A 23826-nucleotide genomic window follows, 5' to 3' on the forward strand; every position below is an offset into this window, starting at 1 on the left:
CCTATTAATTGATTGCTCTAAAAAGGAGACCGGGTTTAAATGCGCCGAATACTCTCATTTTTAACGCCATACCGTTTGGCGATTATCATTGCACTTTTTTTAATGCTAATAGAGCTCACGGTTGAACTCATCCAGCCCTTACTTATTGCTCATATTATAGATGAGGGAATTCTTAAAGAAGATTTATCGGTGGTCCTGCTTTGGGGAGGTGTGTTAATTGGTTGTTCATTTATCGCTTTTTTTTCAGGGGTCGTGAACTCCTTTTACTCCTCTCATGTTAGCCAGAGCTTTGGCTTTGACGTTCGAAAATCTCTTTATGACAAGGTACAGGCCTTTTCATTTACAAATTTTAGTCAGTTTCCTACCTCTTCATTAATCACCAGACTAACAAATGATGTAACCATGCTTCAAAATACCGTGTTTATGAGTTTACGCATTATGATGCGTGCGCCTCTTTTAGTCATCGGCAGTGTCATTATGGCTTTTTTTGTAAGTCCGGGTCTTGCACTTGTGTTAGTGATCGCAGTGCCTCTTTTAGTCCTCTTTTTAGTGCTCATTATGAGAAAAGCGGGAGCATTATTTAAAGCGGTTCAGCGACGAGTCGACCATGTAAATAATGTGATGCAGGAAAACCTGGCAGGAATTCGTCTAATCAGAGCTTTTTTGAGGGAAAACCATGAAGTAACGCGTTTTAAACAATCAAGCGGAGCGTTGATGGAGAAAACGGTATCTGCTTTTCGACTCGTCGAGGTCACCATGCCTATTATCTTGCTGCTGATGAATGCAAGTATTTTATTCATTCTGTGGTTTGGCAGTGTTGAGGTATCTGCAGGTCAGGCAAGTGTTGGGGATGTTGTGGCCGTTGTCAATTATGCAACGAGAATGACTGGTGCTCTTTCCATTGTAACGATGATTATCATGGTGTTTTCGCGCGCTAAGGCTTCGGGTGAAAGAGTGAGTGAAGTGCTTGGGAGTGAAATTGATGTCATTGATAAAGAATTAAGTGAAGAACACACTATTTCAGAAGGAAGTATTTCTTTTCAAAATGTTACTTTTACATACCCTGGTACAGAAGTGGAAATCATAAAAAAACTTTCCTTTCATGTTAATCCTGGTGAACGAGTTTCAATTTTAGGAGCGACCGGATCTGGAAAATCTACTTTGTTTCAGCTTATTCCTAGGCTTTATGATATTGATCAAGGAAAAATATTGATTGATGGCTGGGAGAATAGTTTCATAAAACTTGAGCATTTACGCAAGCAAATTGGATTTGTTCCCCAGGAAGCGATGCTGTTCACAGGAACCGTACGTGACAATATCATGTGGGGGAATGAGCATGCAACTTTAGACGAAATTAAAGAAGCAGCCGCCCGCGCTCAGATTCATGAAGCCATTATGAAATTGCCGAAGCAGTATGATACGGTAGTTGGGCAGAAGGGAGTTAATCTTTCTGGCGGACAAAAGCAGCGGCTGTCGATTGCGCGTGCGCTTGTACGAAAACCGGTCATTTTATTGATGGATGACAGTACGAGTGCATTGGATATGAAAACGGAAGCAAGACTGCTTGATGAATTGAGTCAATTTTCGTGTACGACCCTCATGATTACCCAAAAAATCAGTACGACGATGGCATCAGATCAAGTCCTGCTGCTTGATGATGGAGAGATTATTGCTCAAGGTTCACATCAGTCATTGCTGAAATCGTCTAAGCTTTACCAGCAAATTGTTGAATCCCAGGTCGGAAAGGAGGCGTTGACGCTTGTTGAAAGAGGTCATTAAACCGTTTCGTTATCAACGCCGAACTTTAGAGGAATTGGGTGAAATAAGGAAGCAGGGAAAAAATAGTGCACAGGATTTTGGTGGAACGTTAAAGAAGATATGGCATATTCTTGCCTTGAATAAAGGAAAGCTGATACTTGTCCTGCTAATGGTCACCATAAGCTCAAGCATGGTGCTGTTGGGCCCATTTCTTGTAGGAATGGGGATCGATGATTTTATAGTTAATAGAGACCCTGCTGGTTTGATTACTCTAATTTGGGTGCTAGCCATTATCTATATTATCCATTCATTGTCTACCTGGTTTCAGGCAGCGTGGATGATTCGCATTGCTCAAAATACGGTTTATACAATGCGAACAAATCTTTTTGATCATCTTCATAAGCTGCCCATTCCTTTTTTTGATAAGCGGCAGCATGGAGAGCTGATGAGCCGGGTAACCAATGATATGGAAAATGTCAGCTCGACGTTAAACAGCTCTGTCATTCAAATTGTTTCGAGTGTGCTGACCTTGATCGGAACCGTCTGTGTAATGCTTTATTTAAGTCCGCTGTTGACGTTTATTACCATGCTCATCATTCCAGCCATGTATGTTGGAATGAAGTGGATTACGAAGAGAACGAGCCGATTATTTAAAGAGCAGCAGCGTAATCTAGGGGAATTGAACGGTTATATTCAAGAAACCATGTCAGGACAACGCATTATCAAAATGTTTTCCCAGGAAAAAAGGGTTATTCAGCAATTTGAGGAGAGAAATGCCCGTCTTAAGCTTGCTGGATTTTGGGCGCAAACCTTTTCAGGATTTATTCCAAAATTGATGAACTTTCTAAATAACATCAGCTTTGCTATGATCGCGCTCGTGGGTGGAATACTTGCTTTAAATGGAAATGGTTCTATTTCGATTGGCGTCATTGTTATTTTTGTAGAATATGCAAGGCAATTTACACGACCTCTAAATGACTTGGCCAACCAGTTTAATACACTGCTTTCCGCTGTGGCTGGTGCTGAGAGGGTGTTTGACATTATGGATGAAGAAGAAGAGCGCAAGGACGAAAAAAATGCGATTGAGATAGACCAGTTGTATGGACGAGTGGAATTTTTAAATGTGTCATTTGCTTATGAGAAGGGAGAGGACACAGTTTCTGACATCAGCTTTAGCGTTTCTCCAGGGGAAACTATCGCATTTGTAGGACCTACGGGCGCTGGGAAAACAACGATGATCAATTTGCTCTCACGCTTTTATGATGCAAATGAAGGAGTTGTTTTTATTGATGACAGGGATATTACGACGATTAAGAGATCAAGCTTCAGACGTCATATGGCCTTTGTACTGCAGGATTCTTTCCTGTTTGAAGGGACGATCCGGGAGAATATACGGTACGGACGATTAGATGCCTCGGACGAAGAAGTGGAGAAGGCGGCTGAGCTTGCGAACGCGGCAACATTCATTCGAAGGATGCCAAAGCAGTTCGACACACTTATTCAAGCTGACGGTCAGGGAATCAGTCAAGGGCAGCGCCAGCTATTATCCATAGCTAGGGCAATTCTCGCAAATCCCTCAATCCTCGTCATGGATGAAGCAACTAGTAGTATTGATACTATTACAGAAATAAAAATTCAAGAGGCACTTCAGCGGTTAATGAAGGGAAGAACAAGCTTCGTCATTGCGCACAGACTGAACACCATTCAAAACGCAGATCAAATCCTTGTTCTAGACAATGGCCAACTGATTGAACAAGGAAACCATGAAGAACTGCTCAAGCAAAAAGGCTTCTACGCAGAACTCCATAACAGCCAGCTGCGGGGGAAAATAATGCTTTAGTTCGTTGAAGGGGTCTGACCCCTTCAACGAACTAAAGCGCTCGGAAACTCCGGTGTACAGGAGTTATAATTTTTATTTCAGCGAACAAAGAGAAAAATCAAAGCAATAGAACGAACAGCCCGGTACAATTTATTCCGGGCTGATTTATGTCCATTCGAGTACCTGGTCGTCTTCGTCGAATTCAATGATAACATCGGTAACACCTTTTTGTGCATAGATAAGGAGGGCAAGACGATCTTTTATTTCGTCCGCTTCAGAGATTGTCAGTGTTGGATCTATCTCTATTTCAAGCTCTACATGGAGATGTTCCCCTTCTTTTATGACGCCTAGTCGTTGAATATCTCTTACAGCCTGGTCTGCTCGTACAATTCCAGCAATATGCAATCGCATTTCATCATCCGTTTCCCCGATTGCACCGCGTGCATTTTCAAGAAATACTCTGCCAACCACGTAAAACATCATTAATCCGATCATAATTGAGACAATTCCTTCGATTTGAAGAAAATCAGTAAAGTGGGCAATAATGATGGTCAGAATAGCTAAAATACCGCCGATTGTTGCGATTAAATCCTCCATAAAAACGAGATCCGATAAAAACAAAAAATTGATTTGCTGCGTCTCCAAACGAATGCATCATTTCCGCAAACATGGCCACATTACCAGTTAATAAGAAAGCACCTGCCTTCAGTAGCCAGATAATGGTATTCACGATGGCTGCCATAAAAGATGATTTATTACCATTATTTAGTAATCGAATAAATTCCCCCATAGTGTGCCACCTGTTGTTTTTCTTTCAATCACCCTTCTAATCAAACATGATGAATAGAGCGGATAGATCATTCCTATCCTATATTTAAAAGTGTTCGCTCAAAATACGGTAAACATGCATTACCTCTGCACCACCTCTATCCAGAGAACAGGAAAAAACCATATACAGCAGGAGGTAGATGGGGCTTTCGTTCGCTAAAGGGGCCTGACCCCTTTAGCGAACGAAAGCGACTATCACTGGCAGTCAAAGGGTGGTACAATGGTGAGATGGGATGCTGTATGAGAGAATACGGCGTTTGAGTTGAGAGATCGGAGAGTGGACGATAGATGTTGAATCGAACGAAAGAGATTTGGCAGGAGGCTGGCTTTGGTGAGCTGACTGCTGTACAGGAGCAGGTAATTCCTCTTATGCAAGAAGGAAGAGATGTGCTCGCTGAATCACCAACAGGAACAGGGAAGACGTTGGCTTATGCCATTCCTCTTATTGAAAGAATGGATGTAACGAAGCGTTTGCCGCAGGCAGTTATTTTAGCTCCATCAAAAGAGCTGTCTATGCAAATTCTCGATGTAATTCAAACTTGGGGAAAGCCAAGCGGGGTGAGAGCAACCTCTATCATTGGCGGGGCGAATGTAAAGAGGCAGTTAGAAAAGCTGAAAAAGCAGCCGCATATCATTGTCGGGACACCAGGGAGAATTCTTGAGCTAATTAAGCAGAAAAAGCTAAAAATGCATGAAGTAAAGACGGTTGTGCTTGATGAAGTGGATCAGCTTTTCCTGCCGGAACATACAACTGCCATAAATGACTTAATTAAAAGCACCCTGGCAGATCAGCGGCAGCTGGCTATGTTCTCTGCAACACTCCCGCAAGAAACTGAAAACCAGGCAAGATTATTGATGAAGGACCCAGCACTCGTTCGTGTGGATCGTTCCGCTGCGCTATCAAGTAAGGTGAAGCATCAGTTCATGGTCTGTGAAGCGAGAGATAAAATGGATTGGGTGAGGCGCATTGTCCGTATGTCTTCGATGGAAGGCGCGAAAACACTGGCATTTTTGCGTGAAGTGCGAGACGTAATCATTACAGCTGAAAAGCTTACCTATAAGAATTTGGAAATTGCTCCGCTGCATAGTGACCTTGATAAAGAAGAACGTGCCGCATCCATGAGAAAATTCCGTAAAGGTGAAGTGCCGTTAATGCTGGCGACGGATGTTGCAGCCAGAGGTCTTGATATTGCCGATGTCACCCATATCCTTCATATGGATGTTGCAGAAGATCTGGAACAATATATTCACCGGTCTGGCAGAACTGGAAGAGCGGGGGCAGCAGGCACCGTGCTCTCTCTTGTAACCCCGCAAGAAGAAAAGCAGCTAAAGCGCTATGCAAAAGAGCTAGGGGTAGAACTTGAGAAGGTCACTGTATACAGAGGAAACTGGCAATTGGAGAAGCAATAAAAGAGATAAAAAGCATGATGCGCATAATTTGGAAGATATTTTCCATTATTATGCGTGCGTCATGCATTTTTTTATGCTATTTGACTATACTCATTTAGTAGTCATTCATATAAAATATTTTTATTTGGCAGCCCCAGAAAATCATGCGGAGCTGTTAGCCCAGTTCCCCTAACCGTACAGGTGATTTTCCTTCAACAAGTACCGTCGCCACAAATTAAGAACAAAAATAGGCGTTACTTCGTTTGATTTCCCAATTTATTAAAAATCCTATTAGTTCTATAAGATTGTATTTATAAAGATCTTCATTCGATTTAAATCGATCGACTGCTTTTCTGACGGACGTCTATTCATTTTCTGTCACATCAATTTTTAAAAAATACATGAAGTATTGGCGTATATAAGACCATTCTTTATATCCTCCTGTCTGAATCCCGAAAAAAGCGGCCAGACCAAGCTTTTTCGTCCAAAGGAATACAGTTCGTTTAACTCCGAGTCAAAGGCAATTGATATATGGTTGTATTTTGCATGAGTAAAAGATTGAATAAGGCGAGTGAAAAATGTGTGAGTATTCGTTAATAACAAAAAAATAGCTTTATTCTCCGTAGGCATGATCCACCTCCAATGATTAATGCACTTATGTATTCTAAATACTCTGTTTGGTTAGCCGGCATATCACTTGCAAAAGTTGTGAAAAAATTTGTTTTTTATTATTTGATCCCGATGCACGGCATCTTGACTTGGGTGCAAATAAAAATGTAGCTGGAGGATGGGAGTGAAATACGGCGGAGGTCCGTTACTCAATCCTTTCTATCGGAATATTCATTTTGATTTTATGGATAATTAAGGATATTTTATCTTTTGCAACCGTTCCGTTAAGTGAGTCGCAAACAGCGAGTGGTCAATCAATCCAGCAGATTAAGATTGAGAGCTCCTCGATTGATCTGAATGTTATTGAGGGAGAACAAAGTGACGTCATTGCAGCTTTTTCAGGTACTGTATGTGAAAATGATCAAAAACGATATGAAATTCAATTGAAAAAAAAACAATGGGACACTAGAAATTAAAGCGGTTCATAAAAGAAGCAGCTTTTTGGGAGGAGGATTTTCCTTCGAAGCCTTTTGATCGAAGGAGGTCATGACCGTTGAGATACCGGCTGAATCCTATTCATCAATTGAAGTGAAGACCTCATCTGCAGATCAGGAGACAACGGACCTAAAAGCTGATCGTTTAACGTTTGTGTCGACTTCTGGAGATATTACATTAGATGGTATTACAGCTGCAGATAGTGTAGAGATGAAATTAAGCAGCGGGGATGGATCGCTTAGTGAAGTTCACACAAAAAATCTGACAGTGGATGCTTCGAGCGGAGATATTGTGCTTTTTGATAGCGAATTACCCATTATTACTCTCTCAACTAGTTCAGGTGATATAGAATTAAACCATGTAAATGGAAAAGCAACACTTGAGTCTTCTTCTGGAAGGATTGACATTTTACAGGAAAACCTTGACAATGAATATATTATTTCATCGTCAAGCGGGAATGTGGATTTACAGCTTGATAATAGACCTAAGGCTCTTTCTGTTGATTTTCAAAGTTCTTCTGGAGAGGGTGAAGTGAACATTTCAAACCTAAATGTAGAAACAATGACAGATCATCACGTTTTGGCTTCTATTGGAAATGAAATACCATTAATTGATGTTCGGACCTCTTCCGGTGGCTTTGACCTTGGAATTATGAACGAGTAAATAAACGTTTTGTTAGTGTATATAGTGTAAATAAACGGAAAGCTGGGGCAATTACACACCTCGGCTTTTTACTTTGACAGCTTTTCGGATGCATCTCTATTGAAAGAAAAGGAATGAGCAGGTAGATCGATGGATCGTTTTCGTTTAAGAAGAGACATGTTTTTGGAGGGGGAGAGATCAATGAAGGGTCAGCGATTGGAAGATAGACTTAATTGGTTAGCTGATGTTACGACAGAGGAGTTAGGTCAATCGATGACAAATGGTGATCTTACCTCAGAAGAGCTCGTTCGATTATATATGACGCGTATAATGGAAGATAATCAAAAAGGACGATCCATAAGAGCGATAGCTACACTGAATCCAGAGGCGATAAGCATTGCAAGAATGTTAGATGCAGAACGCAAGAATGGGATTATCCGAAGTCCGCTGCATGGTGTTCCAATTCTATTGAAGGATAATATTAGTACGGCTGATCATATGCCGACTAGTGCAGGTTCATTAGCTTTAGCTGAAAATCGTGCAAAGCAAGATGCTCATCTTGTTCAATTAGTAAGAATAGCTGGAATGGTTATATTAGGAAAAACAAATATGACAGAATGGGCTAATTTTATGTCTGAACGAATGCCTAATGGCTACAGTTCAAGAGGAGGCCAGGTGTTAAATCCTTATAATCCTGGTGTATTTGATGTTGGGGGTTCAAGCTCTGGTTCAGCAGCAGCTGTAGCCTGTGGTTTTGCACCGCTTGCTGTCGGAACAGAGACCACAGGATCGATTTTAAACCCTGCATGCCAAAATGGGGTGGTCGGTATAAAACCAACAGTGGGTACAGTCAGCAGAGCAGGGATTATTCCGATTTCCTATACGCAGGATACAGCAGGTGTATTTGGAATAACGGTGAAGGATGCAGCACTTGCGTTTGCTTCAATTACAGGGCATGATCCTGGAGATCCTGCAACTGGATCATCTCCATGGCCGGAGCCTACAGCATTCATTTGGAAAGATCAAAAGACGAATGCTATAAAAGGGAAAAGGATTGGCCTTTTGCATAATGAATATTATCCAGAAGCAACAAAAGATCAAATGAAGATTTTTAAACTAGCAGTAGAAAAACTTAAATCACTCGGTGCAATTATTGTAGAGGACATCATACTGGCATCTCACGGTGAACAACTAAATAATCAGGTGCTGATCCATGAGTTTAAGGTAGGGATAGAAGCCTATCTCCAAGATTATGGATCCCGCAGCAATATTCAATCGTTGCAGGATATTATTAATTTTAATCTCAACCATAAAGAGCTTGCGTTAGTATATGGCCAAAGTGTATTAGAAGAATCAAATAAGACAAGTGGTACATTGACAGAGGAAGCATACCTTGCTGCATTGCAAAAAGATCATTTAGCATCAAAAGAGAATGGACTAGACGAGGCGATGAAGCTGAACCAGGTTGATATTCTATTATCCCCTCATGATCATGGAGAGGAATTACCGGCAAAGGCAGGATATCCTTCAATTGCCGTACCAGCAGGGTTTTCTGAGAGAAATGAACCGATCGGTATTACGTTTACAGGCGGGGCATTCAGCGAGCCGATGTTAATTCCGATTGCACATGCTTTTGAGCTGGCGACAAAGCATCGGAAAATGCCAAGCAGCCATGTTTAGTCTGAATAAATATAATAGAAACGCGGTGGGATTTTCCTAATCGGATGGAATCATTGATAGGAACAAATTCAATATGCATCCGTTTACTCCTTCAATTTAACAGGTGAAATGGTAAATCGATCTACTCATATTTTTTGATTGTTTCATTTGGATATAATTTCAGCAAATGAAAAATGCTTCCGGAAAGCCTGGAAGCATTTTTGGTTCCTAAACGTTTATATGACTGAAGGATTCAACATGAAAAAGTCCCATGTCCGTTAGCTTCAGTGAGGGAATTACAGGTAAGGCGAGAAAAGAAAGTGATAAAAAGTGATTAAAGTCCGCATTCGGTGATACAAGCTCGAGTCCATGATGGACTGAAGTCATTTCATTTGCAGCAGCTTCATATTTTTTTATCGACATAAGACCTGCAAGCTGCAGCTCCATTTGACCGACAATCTGTGCATCTTTTACGACAACAAGCCCTCCCTGAATTTCTTTTAAATGATTCATTGCGAGTAGGATCGCTTCATCTGATGTACCTGCTGTGATCATATTATGGGAGTCGTGTGCGACGGTTGATGCAATGGCGCTGTTGGCAGTAAGCTTCAAGCCTTTCACAATCCCAGTTCCAACAGTGCCAAGGGAATGATGACGTTCAGCGACCACAAGCTTTTGTAAATCATGCTCAGCTGATGGAAGGAAATATCCTTCCTGGTCCGTTGGAACGGTCTCTTTAAGATAGCGAGTAATGATCTGGTTTGGGATGATTTCGATGATATTTGCTTTCGACTCAGCAGGCTTTATCTGAATTTGTGACTGATCAAGAGGCAGCATATTTACTGATTCAATACAGCCTTCCAAATGCTCGGTTGTATAGGCCCATTCATTTATTAGTTTCTGATTTTCAGCGATTAATTTTCCATCCTTGAAGACCTTATTAATTTTCACTTGATTAAGGTCGTCTATTATGAGCAAATCGGCTTTCATCCCTGGGGAAACGGCTCCGCGATCATGAAGATCATAGCCCTGGGCAACATTTAATGTAGCCATTTGATAAGCGATTAATGGATCCAATCCTAGTCTTATGGCCTCTTTAACGGAGTGATTGATGCTGCCTTCATTTATAAGCTCATCTAGATGTTTATCATCTGTACAAAATGAAAAACGATGTGCATTTCGTTCGTTGATGGCTTTAATCAGCTCAGGAAGGTTTTTTGAGCCGGATCCTTGTCGAACCATTACCCTCATTCCGAGTCTTACACGTTCAAGTGCTTCTTCAGCCGTTACGCATTCATGGTCATTACGGATGCCAGCTGCTAAATAACCGTTAATTTCAGTCGTTGTTAACCCTGCAAGGTGCCCGTCTATTTTAGCGTGATGGCGGTGTGCAGCCTGCAGCTTGTTAATCATATCAGGGTCTGCATTCATGACAGCAGGATAATCCATTACCTCAGCAAGTCCAATGACCCTCGGATGCTCGTAAAAGGGCTCTAAATCCTGTGCGCGTATTACGGCTCCTGAATGTTCAAATGAAGTGGAGGGAACACATGAAGGCAGGACAAAGAATATATCCATTGGAGCATGCTCAGAATTTGTAAGCATATAAGAAAGACCTTTTGTACCTAGTACATTCGCAATTTCGTGTGGATCTGTAATGATCGTTGTGACACCATGAGGCAGCATCACCTTTGCAAATTCGGAGGGTGTAAGTGTCGAGGATTCGATATGTATATGTCCGTCTATAAAGGCGGGTGAGACAAACTGTCCTTTGGCGTCTACTATTTCATGACCTTCATTGTAATCACCAATGGCAGCAATGACACCATCAATAATGGCAATATCTCCGGATGTGATTTCTAGTGTGTATACATTGATAATTTGTGCGTTTTTAATGACTAGGTCTGCAGGCATTCTTTTTGCAGCGACAGCTATACGTCTGGCTAACTCATTGTTTGTTGGCGGCGTTATTTTTGTCAATATGATGACTCCTCTCAAAATAGCATAAAAGCCCGTGTCCATTTATGACCACGGATCATTTTAAAAACACTTCATATGCGGAGCCGGCCTTTCAACAAGGTAAGGGATTATAAGCTGATATTGTTCCGTTCGAAGTGTGTAAATGGTTAATTGTGAATTTTAGACTAGAGTGAATCATATGTCAATGAACATAAAATAATTGGATAAAATGAAAGATTCATAACTAAAGGGCATTTAGCTAATCTGGTCTCTATTTTCACGATGCATGTCGATTGGACTTTAATTATCAAGGCTTGGCTTATCTTCTGTTGATCCCTCGGCAGCTGCTGCTATTAAAGCCGACACGATTATATTTGCTGTTTTTTTATATGGATGGTTAAGCAAAGAGTTACGCTTTATCATGATCCATTGATGAGATGGATCGCTTTATTAAACGCGCGGGAATTATCTGCTTATACATTCTTTTTCCCGCTGGCTAATATACTACTAATAAATTGATGGATCAAAAACGTTTGTCAAATTCCATTTTATTGTCAAATGATAGGTATGCGCCTTACCAGGTGTTTTAGCTATCATTTGCTACCCGTTTTTTCCTGTATCAATTTCTGGCCTAACTATTATAGGAGAATTTGTGCTTCTAAGCTTTATCCTTTTGTTTACTAAAAATTGTATAAAGTTGAGATTAATATTTTGAATTTTTTGTCATATTTTTGCGGAAAAAAGGGAAATAAATTTTTAATTTTCCTCTTTACTCTACCTTATGAGGGGAGTATGATTGCTTTCATGATAAACATTCTAGATCGCTTAATTCCTGTGTTTTGGAAGCGGAGGATCCACTAAGGCCGATATTCGGCTAGGGGTGAAATCTTGTTTTCTGCAAGATGGGGCTACTCTCATGGTCCTAATCCGACAGCTAACTTCGCAAGCGTGTTAAGAGAGGATGAAACTTGTGAGCCGTTAGTGATGACCACAGGACATTTCCTTGTGGTTTTTTTGTTCATTTTACATGTAATCAATGGTGATTAGGTAAGATAGGAATAGAAAAGGATGATGATTCATCATGAAAAAACAGTTTGCTGTATTAGGTTTAGGCAGCTTTGGCGGGCATTTAGTGGAGGCATTTCATGAGATTGGTGCAGATGTATTTGCAATGGACCGAAATGCTGATCTTGTGGATCGCTATAGTGATATTGCCACCCATGTTATCCATGGGGATGCACAGGATGAACAGCTGCTTATGCAAGCAGGCATTCGCAATTTCGATTTAGTCGTGGTGTCTTTTGGGGAAAATATTGAAGCAAGTATTCTAACGACCATTATCTTGTCAGATTTGGGCGTTAAAGAGATATGGGTCAAAGCATCAAGCTTGTACCATCAAAAAGTATTAGAAAAAATTGGCGCTACAAGGGTGATTCGTCCAGAACGTGATATGGCTACAAGGATCGCTCATCGACTCACATCTGATCACTTCATAGACTATATCGAACTTTCCGATGTCCATTCAATGGTTGAAATTAAAGCGACACCTAAAATCTGCGGAAAATCGATTGCAGGTCTTAATATTCGTAACCGATTTGGCTGTAACATCGTTGGGATTTATCGCGCGCATGATATGATCATTTCTCCAACAGCAGAAGAAAAAATTTTGGTAGGGGATGTACTGATTGTGATTGGTGAAAATCGATGCTTGCATCGATTTGAAAAACAAGGAGTGTAACCCATTTGAAGAAGAAGCGTTCATTCTCACCACCTCAATTATTAATTGGATTATTCGGTGTCAGCATCCTGATCGGCACGTTTCTTCTTAAATTGCCAATCGCACATACGACTTCAATTAGCTGGCTCGATGCTCTTTTTACAGCGGTATCTGCTATTACGGTGACGGGTCTTGTTGTGGTGGACACAGGGACTGTCTATACACTCTTTGGGCAGTTTGTTATTCTGGGACTCATCCAGCTGGGTGGGTTAGGCATTATGACATTTGCCGTTCTTATTTTTCTAATGCTTGGACGGAAGATTGGTTACAGAGGACGGTTAATTGTTCAGCAATCACTCAATCAAAATGACGCAGGCGGCATTATCCGCCTAGCAATACGTTTAGCTGTTTTTTCCTTTATCATTCAGTTTTTTGCGATTGGTTTATTATCCACTGTCTGGGTGCCTGAGCTTGGGTTATGGAAAGGTCTTTATTTCAGTCTTTTTCATGCTGTATCAGCTTTTAACAACGCTGGGTTTGGGCTGCTACCTGATAATTTGGTGGCTTATGTAGGAAATCCAATCATCAATCTTGTCATCTCAGGGTTATTAATATTAGGTGGAATAGGCTTTACGGTATTAGTTGATATGTGGCGTTCCAAAACAATTCGTCAATGGAGTCTTCATACAAAAATAATGATTGTGGGAACTATTGTTATCAATGCAGTTGCAATGCTTTTTATCTTTTTTACTGAATGGAAAAATCCGAATTCAATAGGGACGCTTCCTTTGAAGGATAAGCTATGGGCATCCTATTTCCAAGCAGTTAGTCCGAGAACAGCCGGCTTTAATACAATTGATTTGACGGGTCTGGATGATGCAACGATCTTTTTTATGATTGTTCTAATGTTTATTGGGGCAGGAAGCGCTTCAACAGGCGGAGGAATCAAGCTCACTACATTCATTATTATTTTACTTGCAACGCTGGCTTTTTTCCGCAGCAAGCATGAGCTTACGATCTTTAATCGAGAGATCAGACAAGAGCTGATTTTTAAATCATTAGCCATTGCAATGAGCAGCGTATTGCTGGTCGTCGGTGCTTTATTTATCTTAACGCACACAGAGCATGATGTTAATTTTTTGACAATCTTATTTGAAGTTGTGTCCGCATTTGGAACGGTTGGGTTATCGTTGGGAATCACAGCTAAATTGACGGTTTTTGGGAAAATAGTCATTATTATCGTCATGTTTGCAGGGAAGCTTGGTCCATTAACACTTGTCTTCTCCATTACGCGTCCGGATAAACGTAAAATTAAATTTCCTAAAGGTGATGTATTGGCGGGATAACAATAGCAAGAGAGCTGTTTTTACGTCAACAAATGGCGTAAAAACAGCTCTCTTGCTATTGCCGGATTGAATATATGGAAATGCTTATTTTATGTAAAAAAAGTAGGAGAAACAGGCTCCATTTGCAGCTGACTGCTAGGCAGCGGTGTAAGAAGAGCTTGCAATGCTTCTTTGGACGATCGAGCTGACAGCCATGCGGTATAGTCATCTGGCTGTAAGATTACCGGCATTCGATCATGAACAGCCGACATTTTATCGTTTGGTGTTGTTGTAATGATGGTACAGCTGCGTATGAGATTGTCTCCATTTCGCCATGATTCCCAAAGCCCAGCAAAAGCGAATACAGAGTGTTCAGCAGGATGAATTCTGTACGGCTGTTTTATTTTTGGCGTTTTTTTATGCCATTCATAAAAAGCAGTGGCTGGTATAATACAGCGTTTTGATTGAAATGCGTTTCGAAAGCTCGGTTTTTGATGCACGGTTTCTGCTCTGGCATTAAACGTTTTATAACCGATTTTTGCGTCCTGTGCAAAGGAAGGGATGAGTCCCCATTTAAACGAGACGGGATATCTAAGTTCATTTACTTCAACAATCGCCATTACGTCCTGAGAAGGGGTTATATTTTGACTTGGCGTATAATGAAAGTCGTCTCTCATAATAAAGTGAAAATGGGTCTGCAGATCAGCAAACGCTTCTACTAATGAAAATCGTCCACACATAATAACCTCTCCTCTACTCCTTTAAGCTCCTTGCCGGAGGCAGCATTTGAAGCATGGAAGTCGCAAAAAAGATTAGTGATGCTTCGTTCCATGCACTCGGAGCAGGCTGGCCACGGTAAACAAGAAGACATTCCTCCACCAGCTCGTGAAAAGCTCCCGGCAGTAGATTCACTGCCCATTCTCCTGCTTCTTTCTTAGAGGATATGACTCCTTCTTGAACGTAATACAATATTCGGCAAAGATTTAATACATAATAAACCGGATCCTTTAAAATATCCTCTTTGACATTTTCAACATCTCGTAAAATTGAATCTAAATAGCGCTCTTCAGATACATAGCCAAACACTTCAGGGATCGGCTCACCATATAGACAGATACCTCGTTCTTTTATCATCATAAAATGAGCCACCAAGTCATAATCAACGTCTGTATCAAGTGCTCGGTAGGGAACAGTCTCATAGTGTTTTCTCAAGGATTCGCTATAATGCAATTCAAAAGGTGTAGGGTAAGGAATCAGCTTTGTATGCTGATGCAGCACGATGCTTACTTCGACTCCTCTTAATGGAACTCTTGGATAGGTAAGCAAACGTTCAATGATTGCATGCTTCATTTTACTTGTTGGAGCCTGTTCCACAACAACCACTAAATCTACATCACTTCTGCTAATATGATAGCCGGTCATGGCTAGAGAACCATGCAGATAAACACCAGTTAAAGAATCTCCGCATTCTTCAGCAAAAATGTCTGTCAGTTCTTCCAGCATTTGATCAACATTCATTCGTTGGTCAACTCCTTTACTACAATACTTGTCTTATCGCATATATATTTTCAAGCAGGATGCTCTATGAATCATACGGTATGATTTATTTTACCATAGTAAAATATAGACTTTAACTAATATACGATTGTAAATAAAAAGTAGGAAGGGATAGTTATTCGATAATATTGAAAAATTATACTTTTTACTTTTTAAGGGAATTCGTTGATTTACTTCGAATGACGAAGGATAATGAGAGATGTCAGAATTAATAGATTTAAGGGGCATTTACAATGAAGAAAAAATTAATGGCGTTTGCTCTATTTGCAGCGATGGTTTTAGCAGCTTGTTCTGCAGATAACGAGCTGAAGAGTCACAAGCAGACACTGACAATGAAACAGAAGAAACAGAAGAAACGGCAGCTGAAGAAGCAACAGAAGAGCCGGCACTTAATATAGTTGGAGATGAAGTAGAATTTGGTTCTGCAGTTGTAACAGTGACAACTACAGGGGTGGTACAAGCACTTGAAGAAGCGGATCGTGTATATGAAATCGTATTTTCTGTTACAAACAACGGCGAAGAGGATCTAACGCTTACCAGTGAGCAATTTTCATTTGCTAGCCTGGAGGGTGAAATGAAAGAAGAGTACGCAGCAGAAGGAGCTTTTGAACTGACTGTTCCAACGGGTGAGACAGCTGAAGGAGCTATACGGTACGTTGCTTCACAAACATCGGCTTTTGAGCTGATTGGGACAATTAATGAAGAAGAGAAAACATGAAGACTACCTGGTATTACCACATTGGACTAATCCTTTTTTCCATTTGCTGATTATTTGATTTTTTCTCATATTGACAATACTCCGACATTCTAGTACATTTATCATAATTAACTAAATATTATGGATTCTTATTAAGAGAGGTGGAGGGACAAGGCCCTGCGAAACCTCAGCAACCTTCAGTCTTGCCTATTATTGTGCAAATGCTGAAAAGGTGCTAACTCCAGCTTGTCACAGTGATCTTTAAAAGGATTATGAATACGACAAGGAAGATAAGAAGAGTTGTGAACGGTTCTATTACAGGTCTTCTTATATCTATAGGAAGACCTTTTTGTATACAATTTTTTTGGAATGTTTAGGGTGACGATAAATAAGGGGGGAAATAAATGAAGCTAATAGACGCACTTCAAGAGCGTATACTTATAGCAGATGGAGCGATGGGGACATTGCTTTATTCATATGGAACGGATCAATGCTTTGAAGAGCTTAATTTATCAGCAGCAGAGCATATTCAGCAAATTCATACTGCATATATTCAGGCTGGGGCAAATGTCATTCAGACGAATACGTATGCTGGAAACTATCATAAGCTCGAGCGATATGGACTTGAGGATTATGTGAAGGAAATCAATCGTGCAGGCGTTAAAAATGCTCGTCAGGCAGCCCTTGCAGATACTTTTGTGGTTGGTACAATTGGTGGCATACGAAGCTTGAATCCACAAACTGTTAAACTAGAGGAAATTAAACGAAGCTTTAGAGAACAGCTTTACTGTTTATTGCTGGAGGGCGTGGATGGTATTTTACTAGAAACCTATTATGATTTGGAGGAATTATCCACTGTCGTATCGATCGCACGAAAGGAAACAGATATCCCCATTATTGCACAGGCTTCCCTTCAAGAGGTTGGAGTTCTGCAGGACGGCACGCCTATTACAGAGGCATTTAAGCAGCTAGAAGACTTGGGTGCTGATTTAGTTGGGCTTAATTGTCGCCTTGGACCTTATCATATGCTGCGAACGTTAGAGGGAGTGCCGCTGCCTAAGCATGCTTTTCTCTCAAGCTATCCAAATGCAAGCCTCCCGTCCTATTCGGATGGGGCGCTTCAATACAACAATAATGCGGAATACTTTAGAGAGGTAGCACATTCCTTTCAAACACAGGGTGTTCGATTATTAGGAGGCTGCTGCGGTACAACCCCTGATCATATTCGGGCATTTTCCGAGGCGCTTAAAGGAGCAGTTCCTGTTTTGGAAAAGGACGTATATATTCAACAACCCAAAATTGAGGTATCTAGCCGTCGCATTTATGTTCCCGAGCCTCTTCAGAACATTGTTACGAAGCGATCCTCTATTATTGTAGAGCTCGATCCTCCTAAAAAGCTGAATATAGATGCTTTTATGAAAGGAGCAAAAGCACTGAAGGAAGCTGGAGCTGATGCAGTAACGCTTGCTGATAACTCGCTGGCAAGTCCGCGTGTATCAAATGAATCTCTTGGCCATTTAATTAAAGCGGAGCATGATGTCCGTCCGCTTGTTCATATTACCTGCCGGGATCGCAATTTAATTGGATTGCAGTCCCACTTAATGGGACTTCATACACTGGGGCTTCATGATGTGCTTGCTGTAACCGGAGATCCTACAAAAGTAGGGGATTTTCCTGGGGCAACCTCCGTCTATGATGTGTCTTCTTTCGAACTGATTGAAATGATCCAGCAGCTGAATCGGGGAGTTTCCATGTCAGGTAAGGATCTTGGGGAGTCCACTTCATTTTCCATAGGTGCAGCTTTTAATCCAAACGTCCGGTCTGTTGAGCGTGCCGTGCTTAGGATGGAAAAAAAGATTAAAGCAGGAGCTGATTACTTTATGAGTCAGCCTGTATTCTCAGAGGAAAAGCTGCTAGAAGTATACGAGTATGTAAAAGACATAAATGCACCTTTATATATAGGCTTGATGCCGCTAACGAATAGCCGAAATGCAGACTTTCTTCACCATGAGGTACCTGGTATCAAGCTGTCAGATCAAGTGCGTGAGCGAATGGCAACGGTAGCCGGGGACAAAGAACGTTCTTCTCAAGAAGGTCTTGCCATTGCCAAATCACTTATTGATACGGCATTGGAGCTATTTAACGGAATTTATCTAATTACACCTTTTATGCGTTACGATCTAACTGTAGAGCTAACGAAATATGCAAAGCAGCAAGCGGCAAAAAGAGCTGGAGGAGTTAACCATGTATCCAACATCATTCACTGAGCAACTTGAAAATCGCATTTTAATAATGGATGGAGCTATGGGTACCATGCTTCAGGAAGCAAATTTAACGCCTGAGGATTTTGGCGGGGAAGAATATGACGGCTGTAACGAGTATTTAAATATAACGGCCCCTCATGTAATTGAACGAATACATGACGCTTATCTTGGAGCAGGAGCAGATATCATTGAGACGAATACGTTCGGTGGAATGAGTATCGTACTGGACGAATACAATCTTGGTCATCTTGCTTATGAAGTGAACAAAGTAGCTGCACAAATAGCTAAACGCTCAGCCAGCAAATTTTCTACAACAGAAATGCCACGTTATGTTGCGGGAGCCATGGGCCCAACAACGAAAACACTGAGTGTAACAGGTGGAACAACCTTTGATGAGCTGACCATATCTTATGGGGAACAGGCGCGAGCATTAATTGATGGTGGATGTGACCTGCTTTTGCTCGAGACAAGTCAGGATTTACTAAATGTAAAAAGTGCATTTTTAGGCATTCAACAAGCATTTGATCATACCGGCATCACCTTGCCGATCATGATTTCAGGCACAATCGAACCGATGGGAACCACGCTGGCTGGACAGTCTATTGAATCATTTTATATAAGTATTGAACATATGAACCCTATTTCTGTAGGCCTTAACTGCGCTACAGGACCTGAATTTATGCAGGACCATATCCGTTCTTTATCCGATTTAAGCAATACGTTCGTTAGCTGTTATCCAAACGCAGGTTTGCCGGATGAAGAAGGCCACTATCATGAAACAGCTGAATCCTTAGCCAAAAAGCTTGCAGGCTTTGCGGAAAAGGGATGGCTAAATATTGTTGGAGGCTGCTGCGGTACAACACCTGAACATATTCGTGAGCTGTCAAAAGCAATGAAAAAATACACACCAAGAAAAGTGGAGAAAAAGGAGATTCACACGGTCTCAGGCATAGAACCATTAGTCTATGACGACCCCTCTATGCGTCCGCTTATGATTGGTGAGCGTACAAACGTCATTGGTTCAAGGAAATTCAAGCGCTTAATTGCAGAAGGGAAAATAGAAGAAGCATCTGAAATTGCACGTGCTCAAGTAAAAGGGGGCGCCCATGTCATTGATATTTGCCTGGCCGACCCGGATCGTGATGAGCTTGAGGACATGGAAGTGTTTATTCAAGAGGTTGTAAAAAAGGTAAAGGTTCCTCTTGTAATCGATTCAACGGATGAGGCAGTCATTGAGCGAGCACTTAAATTTTCTCAAGGGAAAGCCATTATTAACTCCATTAATCTTGAGGATGGGCTTGAGCGTTTTGATGCTGTGATACCGCTTGTGAAGAAATACGGTGCAGCGGTTGTTGTTGGAACGATTGATGAAATAGGGATGGGAGTTACTGCCGAAAGAAAGCTTGAGATCGCCAAAAGGTCCTATAAAATTTTAGTAGAAAATTATGGATTGGCTCCGACGGATATTATTTTTGATCCACTCGTATTTCCTGTCGGAACAGGAGATGAGCAATATATTGGATCAGCAAAGGCAACGGTGGAAGGAATCCGTCTTTTAAAAGAAGAGATGCCGCTATGTCAAACGACGCTTGGGATCAGTAATGTCTCCTTCGGCTTGCCGCCAGTCGGCCGTGAGGTGCTTAATGCAGTTTTTCTTTACCACTGTACACAAGCAGGGCTTGACTATGCTATTGTAAATACGGAAAAGCTGGAGCGGTATGCTTCAATATCAGCTGAGGAAATCGCAATGGCAGATAAGCTATTGTTTGACACGACGGATGAATCGCTAGCGACCTTTACCGAATTCTACCGTGGCAAGAAAAAGGAATTAAAGTCGAGCATGCCTGATATGACGCTAGAAGAGCGCCTTGCCTACTACGTTGTCGAAGGTACTAAAGAGGGACTGCTTCCTGACCTGGAGAAAGCCTTGGCAGAATATGATGAACCATTGACCATTATTAATGGTCCATTGATGACAGGAATGAAAGAGGTAGGCCGTTTGTTCAACGACAACCAGCTAATCGTAGCGGAAGTGCTGCAAAGTGCAGAGGTGATGAAAGCAGCGGTAGCATTTTTAGAGCCTCATATGGAAATATCTGATAAAACTTCATCCAGGGGGAAAATCCTGCTAGCCACTGTTAAAGGTGATGTTCACGATATTGGGAAAAACCTTGTCGATATTATCTTAAGCAATAATGGTTATGAAGTTGTTGACCTCGGAATAAAGGTCACACCAACCACATTGATTGAGGCCATTAAACGTGAAAAACCCGATATTATAGGGTTATCAGGTCTTCTTGTGAAATCGGCACAGCAAATGGTCATCACAGCTGGGGATATGAAGGAAGCAGGGCTTGCTCTTCCAATTCTAGTCGGCGGTGCTGCTTTATCAAGGAAATTCGTCGATACGAAAATTTCACAGCAGTACGATGGATTAGTGCTGTATGCCAAAGATGCGATGAATGGATTAACTTTGGCAAATCAACTTCAGGACGAACTTGAAAGAGAGCAGCTTGTAGAAGAACGTCAGCTAAAACTAGAAGCAGTGGCCAATGCACTAGCGATGCCTGTTTTGGAAAAAGCACCAGTAGCGGTTCGAACACGATCAAATGTGTCCACAACGGCTCCCGTTTTCACGCCTGCTGACGTTAAAAGGCATATTCTTACTTCTTATTCCGTTGCCCACGTGGAAGCCTATATCAATCTGCAAATGCTCATTGGGCATCATTTAGGTGTAAAAGGGAAGATCTCTCGTCTGCTAGAGGAGAAGGATGAAAAAACCTTGAAAATTAAAGAGGTAGTGGATAGCTTGCTGACTGAAGTAAAGAAGGAAAAGCTAATTCAGCCTGCTGCTGTGTATCAATTTTTCCCTGCGCAGTCAGATGGAGACGACGTGATCATTTACGATCCGGCTGATCAATCAACGATCATTGAACGATTTACATTCCCTCGTCAGCATAAAGAACCGTTTTTATGTCTTGCTGATTATTTGAAAGCAGTCGGCAGCGGCGAGATGGATTATGTAGGGTTTTTCACAGTTACTGCAGGACGCGGTATTCGTGAAAAAGCGCAAATCTATAAAGAACAAGGCCGTTTTTTAGAAAGTCATGCCTTACAGTCACTGGCTTTAGAAACAGCAGAAGGCTTTGCAGAGCTTATTCACCAGCAAATGCGCGACCGCTGGGGCTTTTCTGACCCAGTTGACTTCACCATGCAGGAGCGCTTTAGTGCGAAATACCAGGGGCAGCGTTTCTCATTTGGCTATCCTGCTTGTCCAAATCTCGATGACCAAGAAAAGCTCTTTAAGCTTATTCGTCCGGAGGAAATTGGGGTCGAATTAACCGATGGCTTTATGATGGAGCCTGAAGCATCAGTGTCTGCGATTTGTTTTGCTCATCCGGATGCGAGATATTTTAATGTTTTATAGGTTGAAAAGCGGCTCGTAATTGAGTCGTTTTTTTTGCGTGGGGATCTTGAATTTTGGTGATCTTTATTGCAACTGAAGTATCAATAGGCTTAGCTTGTGAAAATCTCAGAGAAATGCTGAAAATACTTTATTCAATCAAGAATGTTTTTGGCAATAGTATTTTAATCGTAGTCCCTTTGCCGGGCTTACTTTTGACTTCGATCGTTCCTTGCTGATTTTCGATGATACGTTTACATAGCGTGAGTCCTTATCCTGTTCCCTTTTCTTTAGTTGTATAAAAAGGTTCGAATAATTTTTTCTGTCTTTCTTTTGAGATACCAACTCCACTGTCTACAACTTCTATTAGATAATGCACATCTCATATTTTTTAAGGAAAACATTGATGTGTATGTATGGTTATGTGGTTGCTTCAGTAGAATTTTGTATAAGATTAATGAGTACCTGCTTCAATTGATTCGGATCACAATGAGCTATGATAACTGTATCAAAATGTAATTTTATTTGTATATTACTTAGATTCGATTGAGGCTCCATAAAAAGTATGACATTTGAGATGACATGTATAAATTCGTTAAATATACAAAAACTTCTCTATTATCGTTTAAATAGCTTTAGATATTAATGTATATTAAATAAACACATTTAAAAAACGAGACGTCGACAAAAGCGGCATCTCGTCTTCCTCTTTTTATTTATCGTTCCCTTTTAAGAGAATAAGCTCAAAAATTTAACTTTAATCTGCAGTTCTTCGTCTTTCGGTTCTTTCTTGTTAAATTCTATTATTGTTTCTGATTACCGCGGACTTCTGTCTCCAAAGTCAAGCTCGTTTATCCTTTTTATGAAAAAGTTGGAAAGCTTGAATTATGCGGTCCTCAGCTGATTTCCAAATTCATATTAATAATGCGTCACCAAAAGTACGCCAAGCGTGTGGCGAAAACTCCTATTGCCGTCGTTCATAAACGAGAAAATAAGGATCTATTCTTTTCCGTTTATGATCGTAACTACAGGTTACGTAAAGAACATTTCTGCTGTTCCTCTATTAGTACAAGCGTTTCTGAGTATAGTTGGCGGCTGGCTGTTGAAAAGAGTAGAGATCAAACGGTTGAAAGCAGAAGTCCTTCTGGGGCTCTAAGCATGGCCACTTCTTTAATCAGTGTTTCGTAAATTAACGTAATGGACAGACGATTTTCACCCAATGTACGTATTAAATCGATGGTTTTCTCCTGATTCTTATAGGAAAGTTCAGCAAGAAGAGGCGGGATTGCAATGCTTTGCTCAAGAATATCTAAAGGAATACGAAACTCTGTTTGATTAAATTTTAAATTCTTCAGGTCTTGCATGAAAAATTTCTTTTTTTGTGAATTATGTGATAGCCAATATCGATTACCGTAATATGATACTTTTGATGAAAATAGATCGGGTCTAGAGTAGACTAGTTTCCCGCCCCATTTACGAACTAAGTCAATTGTCTTCTCTTTTTTTTGATAGGACAACTCTGCTAACAACGAAGAAATGGCTATATGGCGTTCAAGAAACTCTAAATCGATTGGAATCCCTTGACCATGATTCAAATTCTTCCATTCTTTTAAAGCGTTCATAACATTCTCCTCCTATTTTAATATAATTCTAACTACTAACTTTTAATCTTTTTCTTTATCTAAAACCTGTCTACCCTCCTTGC

17 protein-coding genes, 2 pseudogenes and 2 riboswitches are annotated in these 23826 nt (G+C 40.9%); of the genes and pseudogenes, 12 read left to right on the forward strand and 7 right to left on the reverse strand.

Annotated elements, in window-relative coordinates:
* The first annotated feature begins 39 nt into the window (after positions 1 to 39).
* Together KP78_RS07865 and KP78_RS07870 are read left to right on the forward strand one after the other, a co-directional pair.
* Positions 40 to 1779: an ABC transporter ATP-binding protein gene (locus KP78_RS07865; RefSeq protein WP_041087853.1), complete on the forward strand. Its 1740-nt coding sequence runs from the start codon at positions 40 to 42 to the stop codon at positions 1777 to 1779.
* Positions 1760 to 3598 (forward strand): ABC transporter ATP-binding protein, encoded by a 1839-nt coding sequence (locus tag KP78_RS07870; protein ID WP_041087855.1) that lies wholly within the window; start codon positions 1760 to 1762, stop codon positions 3596 to 3598. Before KP78_RS07865 ends, KP78_RS07870 begins: the two co-directional genes overlap by 20 nt.
* Before the next feature lie 144 nt (positions 3599 to 3742).
* Here the strand turns inward: KP78_RS07870 and KP78_RS07875 are convergent.
* Positions 3743 to 4367 (reverse strand): annotated as a pseudogene (locus tag KP78_RS07875) (cation diffusion facilitator family transporter).
* Between the two features lie 326 nt (positions 4368 to 4693).
* Between KP78_RS07875 and KP78_RS07880 the strand changes: the two are divergent.
* The 4 genes from KP78_RS07880 to KP78_RS07900 all read left to right on the forward strand — a co-directional run bounded on the left by KP78_RS07880 (position 4694) and on the right by KP78_RS07900 (position 9220).
* The gene (locus KP78_RS07880; protein ID WP_041087857.1) at positions 4694 to 5815 is read left to right on the forward strand and encodes a DEAD/DEAH box helicase; all 1122 of its coding nucleotides are present in this window, start codon (positions 4694 to 4696) and stop codon (positions 5813 to 5815) included.
* 824 nt (positions 5816 to 6639) lie between these two features.
* The gene (locus KP78_RS07890; protein ID WP_041087859.1) at positions 6640 to 6879 is read left to right on the forward strand and encodes a hypothetical protein; all 240 of its coding nucleotides are present in this window, start codon (positions 6640 to 6642) and stop codon (positions 6877 to 6879) included.
* A gap of 70 nt (positions 6880 to 6949) precedes the next feature.
* Positions 6950 to 7561, forward strand: a complete 612-nt coding sequence (locus KP78_RS07895; protein WP_041087861.1) for a DUF4097 family beta strand repeat-containing protein — start codon at positions 6950 to 6952, stop codon at positions 7559 to 7561.
* Between the two features lie 180 nt (positions 7562 to 7741).
* Complete coding sequence (locus tag KP78_RS07900; protein ID WP_041087863.1) at positions 7742 to 9220, forward strand: amidase family protein; 1479 nt, start codon at positions 7742 to 7744, stop codon at positions 9218 to 9220.
* Positions 9221 to 9427: 207 nt separating this feature from the next.
* Here the strand turns inward: KP78_RS07900 and ade are convergent, their stop codons facing one another.
* Together ade and KP78_RS20950 are read right to left on the reverse strand one after the other, a co-directional pair.
* Positions 9428 to 11113: an adenine deaminase gene (gene ade / locus KP78_RS07905; RefSeq protein ID WP_052474705.1), complete on the reverse strand. Its 1686-nt coding sequence runs from the start codon at positions 11111 to 11113 to the stop codon at positions 9428 to 9430.
* A gap of 345 nt (positions 11114 to 11458) precedes the next feature.
* Complete coding sequence (locus KP78_RS20950) at positions 11459 to 11581, reverse strand: hypothetical protein (protein ID WP_268747512.1); 123 nt, start codon at positions 11579 to 11581, stop codon at positions 11459 to 11461.
* A gap of 389 nt (positions 11582 to 11970) precedes the next feature.
* Positions 11971 to 12123: riboswitch (cyclic di-AMP (ydaO/yuaA leader) on the forward strand.
* A 116-nt stretch (positions 12124 to 12239) separates the two neighbouring features.
* Here KP78_RS20950 and KP78_RS07910 point away from each other — a divergent pair.
* Complete coding sequence (locus tag KP78_RS07910; RefSeq protein ID WP_041087865.1) at positions 12240 to 12896, forward strand: potassium channel family protein; 657 nt, start codon at positions 12240 to 12242, stop codon at positions 12894 to 12896.
* 5 nt (positions 12897 to 12901) lie between these two features.
* Complete coding sequence (locus KP78_RS07915; RefSeq protein ID WP_041087867.1) at positions 12902 to 14221, forward strand: TrkH family potassium uptake protein; 1320 nt, start codon at positions 12902 to 12904, stop codon at positions 14219 to 14221.
* An 89-nt stretch (positions 14222 to 14310) separates the two neighbouring features.
* Here the strand turns inward: KP78_RS07915 and KP78_RS07920 are convergent, their stop codons facing one another.
* Entirely contained in the window at positions 14311 to 14940 is a 630-nt protein-coding gene (locus KP78_RS07920) for an SOS response-associated peptidase (protein WP_084219860.1), read from the reverse strand.
* Positions 14941 to 14953: 13 nt separating this feature from the next.
* Positions 14954 to 15718: an aminoglycoside adenylyltransferase domain-containing protein gene (locus KP78_RS07925; RefSeq protein ID WP_041087869.1), complete on the reverse strand. Its 765-nt coding sequence runs from the start codon at positions 15716 to 15718 to the stop codon at positions 14954 to 14956.
* A 272-nt stretch (positions 15719 to 15990) separates the two neighbouring features.
* Here KP78_RS07925 and KP78_RS20000 point away from each other — a divergent pair, with 272 nt between their 5' ends.
* The 4 genes from KP78_RS20000 (at position 15991) to metH (ending at position 22145) form a co-directional block, all read left to right on the forward strand.
* The gene (locus KP78_RS20000) at positions 15991 to 16155 is read left to right on the forward strand and encodes a hypothetical protein (protein ID WP_157841469.1); all 165 of its coding nucleotides are present in this window, start codon (positions 15991 to 15993) and stop codon (positions 16153 to 16155) included.
* Entirely contained in the window at positions 16152 to 16475 is a 324-nt protein-coding gene (locus KP78_RS07930; protein ID WP_268747513.1) for a DUF4352 domain-containing protein, read from the forward strand. The genes KP78_RS20000 and KP78_RS07930 overlap by 4 nt, the downstream gene beginning before the upstream one ends.
* Positions 16476 to 16600: 125 nt before the next feature.
* Positions 16601 to 16751, forward strand: a riboswitch (SAM riboswitch).
* A 107-nt stretch (positions 16752 to 16858) separates the two neighbouring features.
* Positions 16859 to 18721: a bifunctional homocysteine S-methyltransferase/methylenetetrahydrofolate reductase gene (locus KP78_RS07935; RefSeq protein ID WP_041087872.1), complete on the forward strand. Its 1863-nt coding sequence runs from the start codon at positions 16859 to 16861 to the stop codon at positions 18719 to 18721.
* Positions 18699 to 22145 carry a methionine synthase gene (metH, locus tag KP78_RS07940; RefSeq protein ID WP_041087874.1) on the forward strand — a complete coding sequence of 1149 codons (3447 nt, stop codon included), beginning with the start codon at positions 18699 to 18701 and terminating at the stop codon, positions 22143 to 22145. The genes KP78_RS07935 and metH overlap by 23 nt, the downstream gene beginning before the upstream one ends.
* Positions 22146 to 22272: 127 nt before the next feature.
* Here metH and KP78_RS21195 read toward each other — a convergent pair.
* Positions 22273 to 22500 (reverse strand): annotated as a pseudogene (locus KP78_RS21195) (ATP-binding protein).
* Between the two features lie 739 nt (positions 22501 to 23239).
* The gene (locus KP78_RS07945) at positions 23240 to 23743 is read right to left on the reverse strand and encodes a hypothetical protein (protein ID WP_041087876.1); all 504 of its coding nucleotides are present in this window, start codon (positions 23741 to 23743) and stop codon (positions 23240 to 23242) included.
* Between the last annotated feature and the right edge of the window lie 83 nt (positions 23744 to 23826).

It is taken from the genome of Jeotgalibacillus soli, from assembly GCF_000829435.1.
Classification (GTDB): Bacteria; Bacillota; Bacilli; order Bacillales; family Jeotgalibacillaceae; genus Jeotgalibacillus; species Jeotgalibacillus soli.

What these genes read in the sequence shown, in the direction of transcription:
- KP78_RS07865 (WP_041087853.1), top strand. Translation starts at nt 40, where the DNA reads ATGCGCCGAATACTCTCATTTTTAACGCCATACCGTTTGGCGATTATC.
- KP78_RS07880 (WP_041087857.1), top strand. Translation starts at nt 4,694, where the DNA reads ATGTTGAATCGAACGAAAGAGATTTGGCAGGAGGCTGGCTTTGGTGAG.
- KP78_RS07895 (WP_041087861.1), top strand. Translation starts at nt 6,950, where the DNA reads ATGACCGTTGAGATACCGGCTGAATCCTATTCATCAATTGAAGTGAAG.
- KP78_RS07900 (WP_041087863.1), top strand. Translation starts at nt 7,742, where the DNA reads ATGAAGGGTCAGCGATTGGAAGATAGACTTAATTGGTTAGCTGATGTT.
- ade (WP_052474705.1), bottom strand. Translation starts at nt 11,113, where the DNA reads ATGCCTGCAGACCTAGTCATTAAAAACGCACAAATTATCAATGTATAC.
- KP78_RS20950 (WP_268747512.1), bottom strand. Translation starts at nt 11,581, where the DNA reads ATGATAAAGCGTAACTCTTTGCTTAACCATCCATATAAAAAAACAGCA.
- KP78_RS07910 (WP_041087865.1), top strand. Translation starts at nt 12,240, where the DNA reads ATGAAAAAACAGTTTGCTGTATTAGGTTTAGGCAGCTTTGGCGGGCAT.
- KP78_RS07920 (WP_084219860.1), bottom strand. Translation starts at nt 14,940, where the DNA reads ATGTGTGGACGATTTTCATTAGTAGAAGCGTTTGCTGATCTGCAGACC.
- KP78_RS07925 (WP_041087869.1), bottom strand. Translation starts at nt 15,718, where the DNA reads ATGAATGTTGATCAAATGCTGGAAGAACTGACAGACATTTTTGCTGAA.
- KP78_RS20000 (WP_157841469.1), top strand. Translation starts at nt 15,991, where the DNA reads ATGAAGAAAAAATTAATGGCGTTTGCTCTATTTGCAGCGATGGTTTTA.
- KP78_RS07935 (WP_041087872.1), top strand. Translation starts at nt 16,859, where the DNA reads ATGAAGCTAATAGACGCACTTCAAGAGCGTATACTTATAGCAGATGGA.
- metH (WP_041087874.1), top strand. Translation starts at nt 18,699, where the DNA reads ATGTATCCAACATCATTCACTGAGCAACTTGAAAATCGCATTTTAATA.
- KP78_RS07945 (WP_041087876.1), bottom strand. Translation starts at nt 23,743, where the DNA reads ATGAACGCTTTAAAAGAATGGAAGAATTTGAATCATGGTCAAGGGATT.